Origin of the sequence: Dolomitihabitans soli, assembly GCF_022213955.1 — a bacterium.
GTDB classification, from domain to species: Bacteria; Actinomycetota; Actinomycetes; order Streptosporangiales; family Streptosporangiaceae; genus Streptosporangium_A; species Streptosporangium_A soli.
The window spans coordinates 68,470-85,607 of record NZ_JAKNTW010000007.1 but is presented as its reverse complement, the minus strand read 5'-3'; the positions used below and the strand labels follow the sequence as shown (position 1 = coordinate 85,607).

At 71.6% G+C, this 17,138-nt stretch carries 13 protein-coding genes; 6 read left to right on the top strand and 7 right to left on the bottom strand.

What is annotated here, in order from left to right; translation table 11 throughout:
* Positions 1-125 precede the first annotated feature (125 nt).
* On the bottom strand, positions 126-1,127 hold the full coding sequence (locus MBA17_RS15960; protein ID WP_238497250.1) for a hypothetical protein: 1,002 nt from the start codon (positions 1,125-1,127) through the stop codon (positions 126-128).
* Entirely contained in the window at positions 1,124-1,750 is a 627-nt protein-coding gene (locus MBA17_RS15955) for a TetR/AcrR family transcriptional regulator (protein WP_238497249.1), read from the bottom strand. Before MBA17_RS15955 ends, MBA17_RS15960 begins: the two co-directional genes overlap by 4 nt.
* A 120-nt stretch (positions 1,751-1,870) precedes the next feature.
* Here MBA17_RS15955 and MBA17_RS15950 point away from each other — a divergent pair, with 120 nt between their 5' ends.
* The 3 genes from MBA17_RS15950 to MBA17_RS15940 all read left to right on the top strand — a co-directional run bounded on the left by MBA17_RS15950 (position 1,871) and on the right by MBA17_RS15940 (position 7,060).
* The gene (locus MBA17_RS15950; RefSeq protein ID WP_238497248.1) at positions 1,871-3,418 is read left to right on the top strand and encodes an MFS transporter; all 1,548 of its coding nucleotides are present in this window, start codon (positions 1,871-1,873) and stop codon (positions 3,416-3,418) included.
* Positions 3,419-3,479: 61 nt separating this feature from the next.
* Positions 3,480-5,252: an ABC transporter ATP-binding protein gene (locus MBA17_RS15945; RefSeq protein ID WP_238497247.1), complete on the top strand. Its 1,773-nt coding sequence runs from the start codon at positions 3,480-3,482 to the stop codon at positions 5,250-5,252.
* The gene (locus MBA17_RS15940) at positions 5,249-7,060 is read left to right on the top strand and encodes an ABC transporter ATP-binding protein (protein WP_274385501.1); all 1,812 of its coding nucleotides are present in this window, start codon (positions 5,249-5,251) and stop codon (positions 7,058-7,060) included. Before MBA17_RS15945 ends, MBA17_RS15940 begins: the two co-directional genes overlap by 4 nt.
* A gap of 309 nt (positions 7,061-7,369) precedes the next feature.
* Here the strand turns inward: MBA17_RS15940 and MBA17_RS15935 are convergent, their stop codons facing one another.
* The 3 genes from MBA17_RS15935 to MBA17_RS15925 are packed head-to-tail and all read right to left on the bottom strand — an operon-like array spanning position 7,370 to position 10,794.
* The gene (locus MBA17_RS15935) at positions 7,370-8,428 is read right to left on the bottom strand and encodes a HAMP domain-containing sensor histidine kinase (RefSeq protein WP_238497246.1); all 1,059 of its coding nucleotides are present in this window, start codon (positions 8,426-8,428) and stop codon (positions 7,370-7,372) included.
* A complete protein-coding gene (locus tag MBA17_RS15930) occupies positions 8,425-9,096 on the bottom strand; it encodes a response regulator transcription factor (RefSeq protein ID WP_238497245.1) in 672 nt (223 codons plus the stop codon). The genes MBA17_RS15935 and MBA17_RS15930 overlap by 4 nt, the downstream gene beginning before the upstream one ends.
* A 12-nt stretch (positions 9,097-9,108) precedes the next feature.
* Entirely contained in the window at positions 9,109-10,794 is a 1,686-nt protein-coding gene (locus MBA17_RS15925; protein ID WP_238497244.1) for a serine hydrolase domain-containing protein, read from the bottom strand.
* A 219-nt stretch (positions 10,795-11,013) separates the two neighbouring features.
* On the opposite strand from MBA17_RS15925, the gene MBA17_RS15920 reads away from it, so the two are divergent.
* Together MBA17_RS15920 and MBA17_RS15915 are read left to right on the top strand one after the other, a co-directional pair.
* The gene (locus MBA17_RS15920) at positions 11,014-11,547 is read left to right on the top strand and encodes a ricin-type beta-trefoil lectin domain protein (RefSeq protein ID WP_238497243.1); all 534 of its coding nucleotides are present in this window, start codon (positions 11,014-11,016) and stop codon (positions 11,545-11,547) included.
* Positions 11,548-12,042: 495 nt separating this feature from the next.
* Entirely contained in the window at positions 12,043-12,834 is a 792-nt protein-coding gene (locus MBA17_RS15915) for a TetR/AcrR family transcriptional regulator (protein WP_238497242.1), read from the top strand.
* A gap of 155 nt (positions 12,835-12,989) precedes the next feature.
* Here MBA17_RS15915 and MBA17_RS15910 read toward each other — a convergent pair whose 3' ends face one another.
* Positions 12,990-14,426: an FAD/NAD(P)-binding protein gene (locus MBA17_RS15910; RefSeq protein WP_238497241.1), complete on the bottom strand. Its 1,437-nt coding sequence runs from the start codon at positions 14,424-14,426 to the stop codon at positions 12,990-12,992.
* Between the two features lie 218 nt (positions 14,427-14,644).
* Here MBA17_RS15910 and MBA17_RS15905 point away from each other — a divergent pair, with 218 nt between their 5' ends.
* A complete protein-coding gene (locus tag MBA17_RS15905) occupies positions 14,645-15,760 on the top strand; it encodes a helix-turn-helix transcriptional regulator (protein WP_238497240.1) in 1,116 nt (371 codons plus the stop codon).
* Positions 15,761-15,850: 90 nt separating this feature from the next.
* Here MBA17_RS15905 and MBA17_RS15900 read toward each other — a convergent pair whose 3' ends face one another.
* Positions 15,851-17,014: a winged helix DNA-binding domain-containing protein gene (locus MBA17_RS15900; RefSeq protein ID WP_238497239.1), complete on the bottom strand. Its 1,164-nt coding sequence runs from the start codon at positions 17,012-17,014 to the stop codon at positions 15,851-15,853.
* Positions 17,015-17,138 lie beyond the last annotated feature (124 nt).

The window sequence follows — 17,138 nt, the reverse complement described above, 5'->3', positions numbered from 1 at the left end:
CGCGCCCTCGCTGTCCGGCGCGTCGCCGTAGCCGAGGGCGCCTGTGTTCGCCGACGTGGTGAGCCTGCCGGCGATCCGTCTCGCGGGCCGGTCCGATCGCTCTCAGTACGGCGGCCCGCCGGGGTTCAGGCGGCGGAGTAGAACTCGGCGACCCGGTGGAAGGCGGCCTTGGGCTCCCAGCGGTAGCCGCCGTCGTCGCCGGGGATGACCTTGACGAGGCCGTAGCCGGCCATGTCGAGGTCGTGGCGGGGGTCGGCGGAGTGCGGATGGCCCGGTTCGATGAACTCGAAGACGAAGGCGCCGTGCAGGTTCTCCGCCTGGTAGACGGCGAGCAGTTCGGCGATCTGCCCGGCCTGGACGTGCTCGTCCCTGACGTGGTCGCCGGTGATCTCGCCGGTGACGTGGTCGATGATCTCGTGGGCGGAGGGCCCGAGCCGTACGGCGTCCTCGTAGGCGGCGCAGCCGAACTCGACGATGACCACGGGCTTGCCGTGTCTGCGGAGTTTGCGCAGGTTGGTGACGTAGCGGGAGCGGTTGTAGGGGACCCGGTAGTAGTCGAGGCCGATGACGTCGAACGGCTCCCAGCGCACGCCCTCCCACAGTCCGGCGCCGTAGGTGATCCGGCCGCCGAACCGGGAGCGCGCGACCGCGGCGGCCTTGCCCAGCAGGTCGTTGAGCCTGCGGTTGATCCACGGGAACTTGATCCAGGTACGCGGGGAGCTGAGTTTGGCGCTCCGCTCGCCGTAGTCGTCGCCGTCGATGATGCCGTGCGAGAAGACGCTGAGCTCGCAGCCCACGTTGAAATGGACGTCCGGGTGCTCCTCGCGCAGGGTCTCGGCGGCGCGGGCGGCCGTGTCGAGGTGGTCCAGGGTGTCGGCGGCTCCGGCGTCGATGAGGCGGGGCTGGAGCCAGACGTGCAGGCCGTGCTCCAGCGCGACCCGGGCGGTCTGGGTGAGCCGGTCGATGTCGGTGCCGTAGACGCCGACGGAGGTGCAGTGCAACTCGTCGCGGATGGCGGCGATCTCCTGGCGCATCGACTCGGGCCGCCACTCCTGCCTGGACAGGGCGCCGCCCGGCAGGTAGTTGGTGCCGACGTCGTAGTTGACGCCCCGGTGGGTGAGGGTCACGGGGTGCTCCTGGTCGCGAGGTCGAAGAGGGTGACGAGTTCGGCGGCGCAGGCGTCGAGGTCGGTGGCGGGGTCGAGCGCCCACTGGCCGAGGACGCCGACGAGGGCCTGGCTGACGGTGAGCGCGACGATCCGCGGGTCGAAGGCGCGGAAGTCGCCCTCGTTCTGGCCTTGGCGCAGGATGCCGGTCAGCACGCCGATGCCGGTCTGCTCGCCGACGGTCTCGAAGCGCGGGGTGCCGTCGGGCGCGCGGTGGCTGCCGGTGATGTCGGCCACGGCCAGCAGCCGGGATCGGTGGGACTTGAGGTAAGTGAGGTTGGACTCGATGTAGGCGCGCAGTTTGGCCGGGCCGCCGGTGGCGGCCTCCAGCCGGGGGGCGATGGCGGCCCACGCGTCGTCGTAGATCTGTGTGACGACCTGTTCCAGGAGGTCGTCCCTGCTGGTGAAGTGGTAGGAGATGACGCTTTTGCTGGTCTGCGCCCGCTCGGCGATCCGGGCCAGCGAGGTCTGGGCGTAGCCGAGCGTGGCGACGGTCTCGATGGTGGCGTCGATGATCTGGGCGCGGCGGGCCGCCTCGATGATCGGATTACGTTTTCGTCCGACTGGACTGCTATCAGGCCGCATGGCCTGACATTAGCACGATTGGCCTGCTTTGCGATCGCGGCCGCCGCCGATTTGACGTCAAGTCCACTTGAGGTCCTAGCGTTCTCGTCACACACTGTGACCACTACTTGGGGGGATCTCATGACTGGTGGTGTTCCGTCGAAGGCGGGACGGCGCGAATGGATCGGGCTTGCCGTACTGGTTCTGCCGACCCTGCTGTTGTCCATCGACATGACCGCGCTGTTCCTCGCGGTGCCGCAACTGAGCGCGGACCTGGCGCCGAGCGGGGCGCAACTGCTCTGGATCACCGACATCTACGGCTTCCTGATCGCCGGATTCCTGATCACGATGGGCACGCTGGGCGACCGGATCGGCCGTCGCCGGCTGCTGCTGATCGGCGGCGCGGCCTTCGCGGTCGCCTCCGTCGCGGCGGCCTACTCCACCAGCGCCGAGATGCTCATCGCCGCCCGCGCGCTGCTCGGCGTCGCCGGTGCGACCCTGATGCCCTCCACGCTGTCGCTGATCCGCAACATGTTCCACGACCGGACGCAGCGCACGCTGGCCATCAGTGTGTGGATGACCGGGTTCTCCGCCGGCTCGGTGCTGGGCCCGCTGGTCGGCGGGGTGCTGATCGAGCAGTTCTGGTGGGGCGCGGTGTTCCTGCTGGGGGTACCGGTGATGGGACTGCTGCTGATCCTCGGGCCGCTGCTGCTGCCGGAGTACCGTGACCCGGGCGCCGGGCGGCTCGACCTCCTCAGCGCGCTGCTGTCGCTGGCCGCGGTGCTGGCCGTGATCTACGGGCTGAAGGAGATCGCGGCGTACGGCGTGACCGTGCCCGCCACGCTCTCGACGGCCGCCGGGATCGTGCTGGCCCTCGTCTTCGTCCGCCGCCAGCGCGCCCTGCCCGACCCGTTGCTGGACCTGCGGCTGTTCGCCGTGCGCTCGTTCAGCGCCTCGCTCGGCACGTTGGTGCTCGTCGTCCTGGTCGGGCCGGGCGTGGGGTTCCTCACCGGGCAGTACCTCCAGCTCGTGCTGGGGCTCTCCCCGTTCGAGGCGGGCCTGTGGTCGCTGCCGCCGGCCGTGGCGATCATCGTCGGCTTCATGCTGGCCCCGGCGCTGGCCCGGCGGATCCGGCCGGCCTACGTGGCCGGTGGCGGCCTGGCGGTCGGCGCGGGCGGCCTGGCGCTGATCGCCCTGGCCGGCGACCTGTCCGGGCCGGCCGCCGTGGTGATCGGGCAGGTCGTCTTCTTCGCCGGCGCCGCGCCGCTCATGGTGCTGGGGATCGACCTCATCGTGGGTTCCGCGCCGCCCGAACGCTCCGGGTCGGCCTCGGCGCTGTCGGAGACCGGCCAGGAGTTCGGCGGGGCGCTCGGGCTGGCGATCTTCGGGAGTGTGGCCACCGTCGTCTATCGCGGCCGGCTCGTCGTCCCGGAGGGTGTTCCACCGGCGGCCGCCGAGGCGGCCCAGGACACCCTCGGCGGCGCCGCCGCGGCGGCCGCGCGGCTGCCGGAACCGCTCGCCGGGGCGCTGCTCGGCCCGGCCCGAGAGGCGTTCACCAGCGGGATGCAGGTCGCGGCAGTGGTGGGCGCCGTCGTCGTCGCGCTGGCGGCCGTCCTCAGCACGCTCCTGCTGAGACATCTCCCGGCGGGGCACACGGCCCACCCCGAGCCTGAGAAGGTGACGGCGTGAGCCGGCCGGTCGCGGTAAAACGAGTTGACTTGAACCTTTGTTCACCATGCAGGCTTGCGGCATGACGAATACGACGGGGGAGAAGAAGAGCGGTCTGCGGGTACTGGCCCGCATGCTGCGCGCCGGTCTCCGCCCCCATACGAAGGCGATCGCCGGGGTGATGGCGCTGCAGTTCGTGCAGACCCTCGCGGCCGTCTACCTGCCGAGCCTGAACGCCGACATCATCAACAACGGCGTGATCGGCGGCGACACGGGTTACATCCTGAGCACCGGCGGGCTCATGGTCGCCATGGCGTTCGCGCAGATCGTGTGCGCCGCCGGGGCGGTCTACCTGGGGGCGCGTGTCGCCACCACGCTCGGCCGCGACATGCGGGCCGTGATCTTCGGGCGGGTCCAGGAGTTCTCGGCGCGTGAGATGGGGCACTTCGGCGCCGCGTCGCTCATCACCCGGACCACCAACGACGTGCAGCAGGTGCAGGTCCTGGTCATGACGGCGCTGACCATGATGATCTCGGCGCCGCTGATGTGCCTGGGCGGGATCGCGATGGCGCTGCGGCAGGACGTGCGGATGTCGGCGCTGCTGGTGGTGGTCCTGCCGGCGCTGGGGGTGGCGCTCGGCCTGATTCTGCGCCGGATGGGGCCGCCGTTCCGGGCCATGCAGGAGCGCGTCGACCTGGTCAACCGGGTGATCCGCGAGCAGATCACCGGCATCCGGGTGATCCGCGCCTTCGGTCGTGAGGAGCGGGAACGGGATCGCTTCGCCGGGGCGAACACCGCGCTGATGGAGGTCTCGCTGCGCGCGGGACGGCTCATGGCGCTGATGTTCCCGGCGGCGATGCTGGTGGTGAACGTCTCCGCGGTCGCGGTCGTGTGGATCGGCGGGCACCTGGTCGACGGCGGATCGATGGAGGTGGGTACCATGATCGCGTTTCTCAACTATCTCGGGCTGATCCTCGGCTCGGCGATCATGGCGACGTTCACGTTCCTGATGGTGCCCCGGGCCGAGGTGTGCGCGGTGCGGATCCAGGAGGTGCTGGACACCTCCTCCAGCGTGGCGCTCCCGGCGGCCCCGGTACGGCGGCTGACCCGGCGCGGGCACCTGGAGATCCGCGGCGCCGGTTTCCGCTACCCCGGGGCGGAGGAGCCGGTGCTGCGCGGCGTCGACCTCGTCGCCCGGCCGGGTGAGACGACGGCGGTGATCGGCTCCACGGGCAGCGGCAAGTCGACCCTGCTGAGCCTGGTGCCGCGGCTGTTCGACGTGACCGAGGGAGCTGTGCTGGTGGGCGGCGTCGACGTCCGCGAACTGGACCCGGCGGTGCTGTCGGCGGCGATCGGGCTGGTGCCGCAGAAGCCGTACCTGTTCACCGGGACGGTCGCCTCCAACCTGAGGTACGGCAAGCCCGACGCGGACGAGGCGGAGTTGTGGCACGCGCTGGAGGTCGCCCAGGCGCGTGACTTCGTTGAGGCGCTGCCCGAAGGACTGGACGCGCCGATCTCGCAGGGCGGCGGGAACGTCTCCGGCGGGCAGCGGCAGCGGCTGGCCATCGCCCGTGCCCTGGTGGCCCGGCCGGAGATCTACCTGTTCGACGACTCCTTCTCCGCCCTGGACTACGGGACCGACGCGGCGTTGCGGGCCGCGCTGGCGCGGGAGACCGGCCAGGCCGCGATGGTGATCGTCGCGCAGCGGGTCTCCACCATCAGGCACGCGGACCGCATCGTCGTGCTGGAGGAGGGCCGGGTGGCCGGTATCGGCACCCATGACGAGCTGATGGCGGCCGGTGGGCCCTACCGGGAGATCGTGCTGTCCCAGCTGACCGAGGAGGAGGCGGCATGAGCGGCCCGGGCATGATGCGCGGGGCGCTGCCCGCGGACAGGTCGATGGACTTCGGCGGATCGGGACGCCGTCTGCTGCGCACGATGCGCCCCGAGCGGATCCTGCTGGTCGGGGTGCTCGTCCTGGGGGTGGCGAGCGTCACCCTCTCGGTCCTCGTGCCGCGGATCCTCGGGCAGGCCACCGACCTGGTCGTCGCCGGGATCGCCGGGAACGGCACCGACTTCGGCGCGGTCGGCCAGGTGCTCGCCGGTGTCCTGGCGCTCTACCTGGCCGCCTCCGGATTCGCGTTGGCACAGGGGCGGCTCACGGCACGGATCGTGCAGCAGACGACGTTCCGCCTGCGCGGGCAGGCCCAGGCCAAGCTCGACCGGCTGCCGCTGGCCTACTTCGACGGCCGGCCCCGCGGGGAGGTGCTGTCGCGGGTCACCAACGACGTCGACAACATCGCCCAGACGTTGCAGCAGACCCTCAGCCAGATCGTGACCTCGCTGCTGACGATCGTGGGCGTGCTGGTGATGATGGTCAGCGTCTCGCCGCTGCTGGCCCTGGTGGCGGTGGTGACCGTGCCGCTGTCGGTGGTGGTGGCTACGTTCATCGGCAAGCGGGCCCAGCCCCAGTTCGTCAAGCAGTGGGCCGCCACCGGTGACCTCAACGCCCATGTGGAGGAGATGTACACCGGGCACTCCCTGGTGAAGGTCTTCGGCAGGAGCGAGCAGTCCGCCGCCCGGTTCGGGGAGCACAACCAGGCGCTGTACGCCTCGGGGTTCCGGGCGCAGTTCGTCTCCGGGCTGATGCAGCCGCTGATGATGTTCATCGGCAGCTTCAACTACGTGCTGGTTGCCGTGATCGGCGCGTTGCAGATCACCTCGGGCGCGATGACGATCGGCGGGGTGCAGGCGTTCATCCAGTACTCCCAGCAGTTCGGGCAGCCCATCAACCAGGTCGCCGCGATGGCCAACCTGCTGCAGTCGGGCGTGGCGTCGGCCGAGCGGGTCTTCGAACTGCTGGACGCCGGTGAGCAGAGCGCCGACCCGGCGCTGCCGCGCGCGCCCGAGCAGGTGCGCGGGCGGGTGGCGTTCGAGCGGGTCGGCTTCCGGTACGAGCCGGACACGCCGCTGATCGAGGATCTGTCGCTGACGGTGGAGCCGGGCAGCACGGTGGCGATCGTCGGCCCCACGGGGGCCGGCAAGAGCACCCTGGTCAACCTGCTGATGCGGTTCTACGAGGTGACCGCCGGGCGGATCACGCTGGACGGAGTCGACATCGCCGGGATGTCCCGGCGGGAACTGCGCGCCCCGATCGGGATGGTGCTGCAGGACACCTGGCTGTTCGGCGGCACCATCGCGGAGAACATCGCCTTCGGGGCGGGCGAGGTGTCCCGCGAGCGGATCGTCGAGGCGGCGCGGGCCACCCACGCCGACCGTTTCATCCGCACCCTTCCCGACGGCTACGACACGGTGCTGGACGAGGAGGGCGGCAACGTCAGCGCGGGGGAGAAGCAGCTGATCACCATCGCCAGGGCGTTCCTCACCGAGCCGGTGGTCCTGGTGCTGGACGAGGCCACCAGCTCCGTCGACACCCGGACCGAGGTGCTCATCCAGCGGGCGATGAGCACGCTGCGGGCGGGCCGCACGAGCTTCGTCATCGCGCACCGCCTGTCCACGATCCGCGACGCCGACGTGATCATCGTCATGGAGGCGGGGCGGATCGTGGAGCAGGGCGGGCACGCGGAACTGCTGGCCGCGGGCGGGGCGTACGCGCGGCTGTACGCGGCGCAGTTCTCGCAGGAGGTCACCAGGCCGGTGTGACCGGCCGATGCGGTCGGCCGGTGCGGTCGGGAGACGTCCCGGCCGCAAGGGCTCGGCGGTGCGGTACCCCGCGGCGGCCAGGAGCCGCCGCGGGCTTCAGCGACAGACGAGGCCGCCGCCGTGGTGGCCGCCCGCGGGCGCGGGCCGGGCGCGCGCGGCGGCGCATGCGCGCGCGCGGCGGGTGATGCGTGCGCGCGCTTCATGCGTGCGCGCCGGCTTGTGCGTGCGCGCCGGCTTGTGCGTCCACGTGGCGGCGTCATGACGTCCACGCGGCTCCGGCCGCGTCCACGGTGGTGTGTGGGCGAGGCGTCAGCGGCGCAGGGCGAGGCGGAACTCGCAGCCGTCGCCGGCGGGCCCCGGCGATCTCACCGTGAGATCGCCGCCGTGGGCCAGCGCGACCTGGCGGGCGATCGGCAGGCCGAGGCCGGTGCCGTCCACGTCGCGCCGGCCGCGCCAGAAGCGCTGGAAGACGTGGTCCTGTTCGTCGCCCGGGATGCCGAGGCCGTGGTCGGTCACGACGACCCGCGCCTCGCCCGCCGTGACCTCGACGTCGACCTCCACCGCCGAGCGGGCCGGCGCGTATCTGATCGCGTTGTCGACGAGGTTGGCGACCGCTCGTCTCACCGTGGGCTCGTCCACCGCGCACACGGCGGCCGACGGCCCGCTGATCGACAGCCCGATCCCCTTCGTCGTGGCCGCCACCCCGGCCTCCTTGACGACCTCGCGCACGATGGCCACCAGATCGGCCGGTCGCCGGTCGATCGTCCGGGCCCGACCGCGGGCGTCGGCGAGCAGCGCGTCTATGGTGGCCTGCAGGCGTGCGGCCGCCCCCCTCGACCGTTCCAGTCCCTGCCGGTAGACCTCGATGGTCGGCGCCGGGTGGGCGAGCAGCACCTCGGCATTGGTCACCAGCACCGACAGCGGTATGCGCAGATCGTGGCTGGTCTCCTCGATCAGCCTTCGCTGCGTTTCGGCGGCCCGCTCCAGACGGCCGAGCATCGCGTCGAAGCTGGCGGCGAGCGACACCATCTCGATCGTGCCGTGATGGAGCCCGATCCGCCGGCTGAGGTCGCTGCCCTCGATCTCCTCGGCGACCGCTCGCACCCGGTCGAGCGGGCGCACCGCCCGCCCTGCCCACCACCAGGCCAGGACGGCGGCGGCCGGGGCGAGCGCGAGGACGGTCCAGGTGACCCAGAAAGACCGGTGGAACGTCGTCTCCCGGACGTACTCGACGTCGTCCCGCACCTCCGTCGCGACCTCGATGTCGGTCACCAGGATCACGCCGAACAGCAGGAGAGCCGGCACGTAGATCGCGAGGAATCCGAGTAGGGCGAGCCGTACCCGCAGGGACCGCCAGGCGCTCTTCACGATCTGACCTTCAGCTGGTAGCCGACGTTGTTGATCGTGACGATGGGCGGCGGATCACCGAGTTTTCTCCTCAGCCGGCTGAGGATCACCCGGACCGACGAGGTGAAGGGGTTGGCGTGGGCGTCCCACACGTGTTCGAGGAGATCCTCGGCCGACAGCACCTCGCCGGGGTGGTGCATGAAGTAACGCAGCAGTGAGAACTCGCGCGGGGTGAGATCGAGTTCGGTGCCCGCCCGGCAGGCCCGGTGCGCGGCGAGGTCGAGTGTCAGTTCGCCGACCCGCAGCGTCGATCCGTGATCGTCACCTCTGCGCCCGAGCGCCCGCAGTCGGGCGACGAGTTCGGCGAAGTGGAACGGCTTGACGAGATAGTCGTCGGCGCCGGCGTCGAGCCCGGCGACCCGATCGGCCACGGCGTCGCGGGCGGTCAGCACGAGCGAGCGCCGGGGCCGGCGGAGGTCCGGATCCTGCGCGACCCGGCGAACGAGGTCGAGCCCGTCGCCGTCCGGCAGGCCCAGGTCGAAACACACGACGTCGTAGGCGGTCATCCGGAGCAACTCCTCGGCGTCGGCGTAGGTGGCGGCCAGGTCGACCGCGTACGACTCGTTGCGGAGCCCGAGGGCGACGACCTCCGACAGGTCGGGGTCATCCTCGATCAGCAGGATGCGCATGGCGGGAGCCGGTCAGCCGGCCGACCGGGCCACGGTCGTCCCTCCCGGCCCGGAGATGGTCATGCGGCCGGCATCGAACGCCACGGTCACCTCGGGTCCGGTGCCGGTGGGGTCGTCCGGCCGGTAACGGTCGTCACCGGCCGGCACGAACGGCAGCGCCGGACCCTTCGCGGGGATCTCCACCGCGTTGACGCCGCCCGCCGCGTTCACCGAATACCACCCGGTGATCGATCGTTTGCCGGTGGCGACGGTGACGTAGGTGCGCGGCTCTCCGTGGCTGATCACGGTGCCGGCGAGTGCCACGCCGCTGATCTGCCCGAACGCCGACTCCAGCGCGTCTCGCTCCTTACGGCCCTCCTGGGACTGCCCGGAGAGGAGTGTCAGCACGCGCCTCTCGTGGTCGCGGAGGTCACCGGGCCGGACGGCGCCGCGTGGCGGGAACAGGGCCCCCACGGCGTCGGCGCCGCTGGCGGAGATCGCTAGCCGGTTTCCGGTGGCGGTCACCTCGAACGAGCCTCCCTCGTCAGGCTTGTACGTTCCGACGATAGCGGCCGGGTCGGCGCCGCGGGCGGGGGCCGCGGGGGTCGGCAACGGGTCGCCGGCGACGAGCGAAGGACCCACCGCCTTCAGTAGCTCCTCCGCCGTCACCTTGGGCCTGTTGGACATGATCACGATCACCTGCCGCTGCTCGGGGACCCACACGACGACGGCGTTGTGGCCGACGTCTCCGCCGCCGCCCGCGGTCGTGAGAAACGGTTTCCCGTAGACCGAGTCGTCGAACGCCACCCAGCCCGCCGTCTCCGACCGGCCGTCGCCCAGGGGAAATCCGGGGCCGGTGACGGCCTTGACCGATTTCGGTGACACCAGCTCTCCGGTGAACAGAAGGTGTGTCCAGGACGCCAGGTCCCTGGCCGTCATGGCGAGCCCGCCGTTGCCGTCGATACCCCAGTGGGGTCCGGGGAAGTCGCCCCGTCTGCCCGTCCTTCCGTCGTCGTGGTAGCCGACGGCGCGGGAGCCGGGCGCGGCGGGCTCACCGTTCCAGAATCCTCCCGCGGTGTGGCCGCCGGGAAGCGGCAGGATCTTCGCTGCCATGTGGTCCCGGTAACTCGTGCCGGACACCTTCTCGACGATGAGCGCCAGCAGGGTGTATCCGGCGTTCGAATACAGGTGGGTGGAGCCCGGTTCGAAGGCCGGTTCGAGCCCGCTGATCGCCGCTATGGCGGCGTCACGGCCGAGTGGCCGGTAGTCATCGCCATGCGATCCGTTGATGCCGCTCGTGTGCAGCAGGAGTTGTTCGATCGTCGCCTTGGCCGCCGCGCCGCGGAGCGCTGGGAGGATCTCGCCCGCTCGATCGTCGAGCGAGAGCCTTCCGGCGTCGGCGAGATCGAGAACGGCGGCTGCGGTGAAGGCCTTGGTGACGGACCCGATGTCGAAGACGGTGTCCGCCGTGTTCGGTGCGCCCGTGGCGTCGTCCGCCGATCCGTAACCGGCGAGACAGTCGAACGTGCCACCGGTCGAGATGGCGATCGAGCCGCTGAATCCGGCCTTCGCCCATGCGCTGAACGCCTCGTCCAGCAGTTGGTCGCATCGCACCGCGGCGCCGGACGCGACCGGTCCGCGCCGCGGGCCGCCGGGGGCGGCGGTGCAGGCGGCCACGATCGGCAGCATCGCCGCGAGTATCGCGAGGGACTTTCTCATGGGCCGAACGTACGGAACCCGCTGAGAACCCGATGTTAACGACGCCCGTCGGTCCCCACCCCCAGCACCGGGAAGAGACACCCCTTGCTCACCGTCCGCATCTCGGCTCTTCTCCCGCCCCGCCCGGGGACAGCTGAATGTAAACAGAAAGTAATAGTGAGATGACTCTCCGTTACGAGATGGTGTTCTGGCTCTGATCAATCCCCCCCAGGAGACACCATGTTGCTTGCTCGCCATCTGCTGGCCGGCGCCGTCGCCATCGTCGCCGTGAGCACGGTCACCGCCCTGCCCGCCGCGGCCTCCGCGCCCGCTTCCCGAACCGCTCTCGCCGGGCCCCCGGTGTGCGTCGACGCCACCAACTCCCGCGCCAACGGGAGTCAGATCCACCTGTGGCAGTGCGTGGCCAACCACACCAACCAGAGGCTGGTGGTCGACGGCGGCCATATCAAGGTCGAAGACACGATCGGCACCGGCCGGGAGGTGTGCCTGGACGCCACCAACTCCCGCGTCAACGGCTCGCGAGTCCACCTGTGGCAGTGCGTGAACAACCACACCAACCAGCTCTGGGTCGTCAAGGGGGGCGCGATCATCGTCAAGGACACCCTCGCCTCCGCCAATCCCGTGTGCCTGGACGCCACCAACTCCCGCGCCAACGGGAGCAAGATCCACCTGTGGCAGTGCGTGACCAACCACGCCAACCAGACATTTGTGATCGACGACGCCCAGATCAAGGTCAAGGACACGCTGTCCTGACCACCGGCCACGCCGGAAGCGCAAGAGGGCGGAGAGCCCGCCCGGCAGGTGACCGGTGAAACTCTCTGACGCACCACAGGTCAGAGGCACGGCCCCCTGGATGAGCCCCCGCCCACCTCTGGCGTCGTCGCACCACAGTGATCACCTACTGGTGAAGAGAAGATAGCGAGACGCTCGGCTGGGACACCCGGCCGAGCGTCTTTCGCGGGGCATTGAATATCAGGCCCAGGAACACGAACAGTAGCCACCACACAGACGGCTACTGATCACTCTTGGACGCGGCCATCCATGTGCTCCCGCCAGGGCCTGTCCGGAGTTCGGATCTTTGGGTGGGCTGGAGGCTTCGGATTCACAAGATGACGCCTCGCAGGTGGAGCGGCTCTCCGGGCTTCCTGAGATGGACGCAACATGCTCTAGATCAGCGGCAGTGACCCGGCCGCTTCCTACCGTTGGGAGGATGGCACGACCGATCTCCAGCAGAGAAGAATGGTCACGGTGACGACGGAGTACAGCGGCAGCGGGGACCCGGCGCGCAGCATCGAGCTGCTGTGGGGGCTTCAGGAACGGCCGAAACGGGGACCCAAACCGCGCCTGACGGTCGAGCGGATCGCCCGTGCGGCGATCGACCTGGCCGACGCGGAAGGGCTGACGGCGCTGTCGATGCGCCGCGTGGCCGAGGTGCTCGGCGTCACCGCCATGTCGCTCTACACCTACGTGCCCTCCAAGGCCGAGCTCATCGACGTCATGCTCGACACGGTGTACGGCGAGCCCGCCATGCCGGGAGACGTCCCCGGCGGCTGGCGAGGCCGGCTTGAGGTCGTCGCCCGCGAGAACTGGGCGATGTACCTGCGCCACCCCTGGTTGCTTCAGGTCGCCACGACGCGCCCGGTGCTCGGGCCCAACCTCGTCGCCAAGTACGACTACGAGTTGCGCGCCGTGGCGGGCATCGGCGTGACGGACGTCGAGATGGACCTGCTGATCAGCCTCGTCCTCGACTACGTTCACGGTGCCGTGCGCGGCGCGGTGGCCGCCGCGCAGGCCGAGCAGCGTACGGGCGTGAGCGATGAGCAGTGGTGGAGCGCCTACGCGCCGCTGCTGGAGAAGGTCTTCGACACCGACCGCCATCCGCTCGCGGCCAGGGTCGGCAGCGCCGCGGGGAGCGAGTTCGGCGCCGCCTCCGACCCGGCGCGCTCGTTCGAGTTCGGGTTGCAGCGGGTCCTCGACGGCGTGGCGGCGTTCGTGGACGGCCGCCAGGCGGAGAACGGTCCCCCGCCGACGGGGTCCTAGCCGCGGTGATCCGGCCGCAGCCGTGCCACACGCGCGGGCTGACCAGCGGGGCGAGCACCAGGGCGGCCGCCGTGCCCACCATCAGGACCGCCGGCACCTTGGACGACGATGCCCCCCAAGCCGCGGCCCCCACGACGCGCCCCACCCGCGCCTGATCAGCCGGTCTGTGTGGCCAGCAGTCCGCCGGCGGTACGGGCGGCCTGCCCGGCGACGCCGGGGATGCTTGAGGTGATGAACGGGCCGCCGCCGGCCAGGTCTCCCAGCACGTGCAGGCGCGGGTCGGCGGGGACCAGCCCGCCCGCCGGGTGCAGCGACGCCAGCCCGTCGGCGAGGAGGGACGCGACCAGCGGCTCGGCCGCGCGGGGCACGGCCTGGGGCGGCGGGTTCACGGCGTTGACGACGACGTCCGCGTTCAGGTCGCCGGCGTCGCCCCGCACCTGGAACCCTCCCTCCACCGCCTCGATCTTGCGTACGCCCGCGACCATGGTGAGCTGCCCGGAGTCGAACAGCCGCAGCAGGGAGGCGGCGTTCACCGGCACCATCGGCGAAACCACGCTGGTGGCCAGTCGGAAGTGCCGGCGCAGCCGTTCGCGGTCGGGCTCGGGCAGCAGCCGCCACGCGTACGGGCCGACGGCGTGCGCGCTCTCCTGCAGCGCACGCCGTCCGATCGCGGGGTCGTCGACGGCGGCCAGTTGCCGCCGCAACCGCGCTACGGGCTGCTCAGACCTCGCCGCCAGCAGTTCCGCCGTGAAGCGCGCGAAGTCCTCGCCCGTCTCCGCCAGTTCGGCGCGGAGCAGCCCGGCGAGGTCGTCGAGGGTGACGACGCCGTGCTCGCGACACAGCGCCTCCACCCGGTCAGCGGTCAGATGCCGCCACCGGCGGCCGAGGGGGCGCTGCCAGACGTGGGGCAGCGTGCCGCTCCGGGACACCAGGGCGATCCGCCCGGCATGGCCGCGCGCGGCGAGCGACACGACCACGTCGACGGCCGTCAGCCCGCTGCCGATCACCGCGACGTCGGCCTCGCTCGAGACCTGGTCGAGCGCGTACGCCAGCGGATACGGATCACCTACGAACCCGGGGGTGCCGTCCAGGCCGTAGAGGTCCTGGGGCGTTCCCCCGCCCACGCACATCACCACCTGGTCGGCCTGATGATCGTGCCCGTCCTCGGTGCGCAGCGCCAGCCGGGGGCCGCCACCGGAGCGGGCCACCGCGACGACCCGGTCGGCGACGACCCGGGTCCGCCACCCTCGCTCCCGCAGCCCGGCCAGCGCGGCCTCGGCGGTGTCGGCCAGGTACTCGCCGTAGACCGCGCGCGGCACCAGCGGCTGTCCCAGCAGGTCGTCCAGGTGGGCGGCGGCACGCTCCGGGCGCAGCCAGGAGGCGTAGTGCCCGAAGTCCAAGTGGCGGATCGACATGATGGCGGGCGGGGAGTTGACCAGCACGCTGTCCAGGTCCGGCCCGTACGGGCGTCCCCGCCACAGGTGCACGGACGGCTCGAACACGGTGACCTCCCCCGCCTCCGCCTCGCTGACGGCCAGCGCGTCCAGCAGGCCGACCGCAGCGGCGCCGGCTCCGACGATCGCGATACGCATGACGTTCTCCCTCAATTCGTCCAGCTCGTTTTCGTCCAGCTCGTTTCGTCCAGACGGTCCTTCCGAGCCTCGTGGACACCGGAACCGCGCTCCATTCCCCGCTTGCGGCTGATCGTCGAGGAATGACCCCCTCAAACGAGGGGTTGGCGAAGGAGGGGAGAACAGGCAAAACTGACCCCGCGTCCAGCCCTCGAAGGGGCCCGGCACCAGGAGGCTCGATGACCCGCCCGTACCGCCACGCCGAGATCGTGTCGGCCGCCGAGCGGGCGACCGACGCGCTGGACTTCTTCAGCCGCGCCTCGGCCGGGCTGCGGCGGCTGATGCCGTTCGACGCCGCCGTGTGGTCGGCCACCGACCCGGAGACGGGCCTGGTCACCGCGCCCATGCTGGTGGAGAACCTCGGCTCCGGCGACGGGTGCGCCGCCTACTGGGAAAGCGAACTCCTGGAGGAGAACGTCCTCCCGTTCCGTGACCTCGCCCGCGCCGCCGTACCCGCGGCCGGTCTGCGCGCGGCCACCGGCGATCTGCCCGCGCGCAGCGCGCGCTTCCGCCACCTGCTCGGCGACAAGGGCGTCGACGACGAACTGCGGGCCGTGCTGCGGATCGGCGGCCGGCCGTGGGGCTCGGTGAGCCTGTTCCGCATGCGGGGCGCCCCCGCGTTCGGCCCGGACGAGATCGCGCTGCTCGCCGACCTGTCCGGACCGCTCGCCGACCGGCTGCGCCGGTTCGCCAGCCCGCGCGAATCGGACGGCGCGAGCGGCGCCTCCGCACCCGGCCTGCTGCTGTTCGACGAGTACGGCGAGGCAACGTCGATCAACGAGGAGGCGCGGCGGCACCTCGCGTTGTTGCCGGACGGGCCGTCCACGCCGTCGGCGCTCGGGCTGAGACTGCCCATCTGGTTGATCGGCACGGCTCTGCAGGCACGGGCCATCGCCCAAGGTCGCGATCGCGGCAGCGCCCGGATTCGCATCCGAACCCTCGACCGGTGGTGGCTGACCTGCCGCGCCTCATGCCTGACCGGTCCCGGGGGGCGGCCGGGTCCGACAGTGCTCGTCATCGAGCCCGCCGCCCCGGCCGACCTGGCGGTCATCGTCGCCCAGGCGTACGGTCTGACGCCGCGCGAGTTCGAGATCGCGCAGCTCGTGGCACGCGGCCTGCCCACCTCCGAGATCGCCGCGGCCTTGTTCATCTCCCCGCACACCGTTCGCGGTCACCTCAAGGCCGTCTTCGGCAAGGCGGGGATCTCCAGCCGCGGCGAGCTCGTCGCACGGCTGTTCGCCGAACGCCTCCAGCCGCCGACGCCAGAACCAGTCGCCATCTCGGCGAAGCCGTAGCACCGTCGTCGGCCCGCCCTGCCCGGGCCGGCCGCGACACGGGTCCGCACCCCCACAGGCACCTGCCATGGCAAAAGGACCGCAGTGTCATCACGCGTGCGGGCCGACGGTCACCGTGCCGACCGTGAGGCTCGGCGTGGCCAGCATGATCTCGCCGACCCGCGCGACCTGCTCCTCAAGGCCGCGGAGCCGCCGCGAGGTGAGTGCCTCCAGCGGCTCCACCGTGACGTCGATCCTGCGGCCCGAGCGGCGCTGGTGCCACACCCCGGCGACGGTCCCGCCGACGAGCAACACGGGAAAGTTGCCGCCCTGGCCGCCGGCCAGGGCACGCTCCGCCGCGCGGCCGGGGAAGAGCAGCTCACGCGGATGGCAGCCGACCGTGTAGGCGTCGAAGTACGGCAGCAGCCGTACCCCGTCCGGCGCCGGCGGCTCGCCGGGGGCGGTGTCCCCGGCGTTCACCCACGCGGTGACGCCCTCCACCTCGACCCGTTCCAGTTCGCCGGAGAGTGAGTCGAACAGTTCCCCCGCCCACCGCGGGGAGGCGGCCAGCCACTTGGCGAAGTGGGCGGGCGTGGCCGGGCCGTACGCGTGCAGATAGCGGCGCAGGACCTCGGCCTGGGCGGTGCGGCCGTCGGCGGGGCGGAAACCCGGCAGCCAGCGGTGCGGATTGGTGTAGGTGACCCGGCGGCCCCGGTTGGCTCCGAAGCACAGCGCGCCGCGGTGGGCGGCGACGGCGGTGGCCATCCGCCAGCGCGGCCACATGCCCTGGAAGGCGGGCATGACCAGGTCTCCCGCCCACGGTCCGGTGGCGGCGACGACTTCCTCGCCCAGCTCTTCGGCCGTGAGCTCCGCGGCGGCGAGGGCGGCGGCGATCGCGGCCACGACCTCGTCGGTCTGCTCCGGCGTGAGCCGCACGTCCTTGGCGTGGCCGTTGCCCGGCGGGGGGAGCGCCGACAGCGCGCCGGTCCACATGGGCAGGTCGCGCGTGGGCAGCAGGTGCACGGTACCGCGCGGACCGAAGGTCTTGACCAGGGTGCGTCCGGTCCACAGGGCGTCGCGGACCTCGTCACGGGTCGCCCCGGGCAGCCGCAGGCCGACCGACAGCTCGGCCGCCGACAACACCTGGGCGTGTGCGCCGCAGATCGCGCCGACCACGTCGGCGGGCCCGGCTCCGGCGGCAGGGCCGGCCAGTGCGTGCCGCTCCAGCCGTCTGGCGCACACCTCGGCCCAGGTGAGGCGGGGCGTATCGGCCATCGGGATCTCCTTCGCTCGACGTCCCGACACTAGGCGGAATATAGGACAGATCGTGGCCCATATGGCTGGGCTGGATTCACCCGTCCCCTTGCGCGTACATCACCCCTGACCTGCGTCTACCCGC

Bases quoted from the DNA above. Each gene is read 5' to 3' on its own strand.
- MBA17_RS15955 (WP_238497249.1), bottom strand. From the start codon at position 1,750: ATGCGGCCTGATAGCAGTCCAGTCGGACGAAAACGTAATCCGATCATC.
- MBA17_RS15950 (WP_238497248.1), top strand. From the start codon at position 1,871: ATGACTGGTGGTGTTCCGTCGAAGGCGGGACGGCGCGAATGGATCGGG.
- MBA17_RS15945 (WP_238497247.1), top strand. From the start codon at position 3,480: ATGACGAATACGACGGGGGAGAAGAAGAGCGGTCTGCGGGTACTGGCC.
- MBA17_RS15940 (WP_274385501.1), top strand. From the start codon at position 5,249: ATGAGCGGCCCGGGCATGATGCGCGGGGCGCTGCCCGCGGACAGGTCG.
- MBA17_RS15930 (WP_238497245.1), bottom strand. From the start codon at position 9,096: ATGCGCATCCTGCTGATCGAGGATGACCCCGACCTGTCGGAGGTCGTC.
- MBA17_RS15925 (WP_238497244.1), bottom strand. From the start codon at position 10,794: ATGAGAAAGTCCCTCGCGATACTCGCGGCGATGCTGCCGATCGTGGCC.
- MBA17_RS15920 (WP_238497243.1), top strand. From the start codon at position 11,014: ATGTTGCTTGCTCGCCATCTGCTGGCCGGCGCCGTCGCCATCGTCGCC.
- MBA17_RS15910 (WP_238497241.1), bottom strand. From the start codon at position 14,426: ATGCGTATCGCGATCGTCGGAGCCGGCGCCGCTGCGGTCGGCCTGCTG.
- MBA17_RS15905 (WP_238497240.1), top strand. From the start codon at position 14,645: ATGACCCGCCCGTACCGCCACGCCGAGATCGTGTCGGCCGCCGAGCGG.
- MBA17_RS15900 (WP_238497239.1), bottom strand. From the start codon at position 17,014: ATGGCCGATACGCCCCGCCTCACCTGGGCCGAGGTGTGCGCCAGACGG.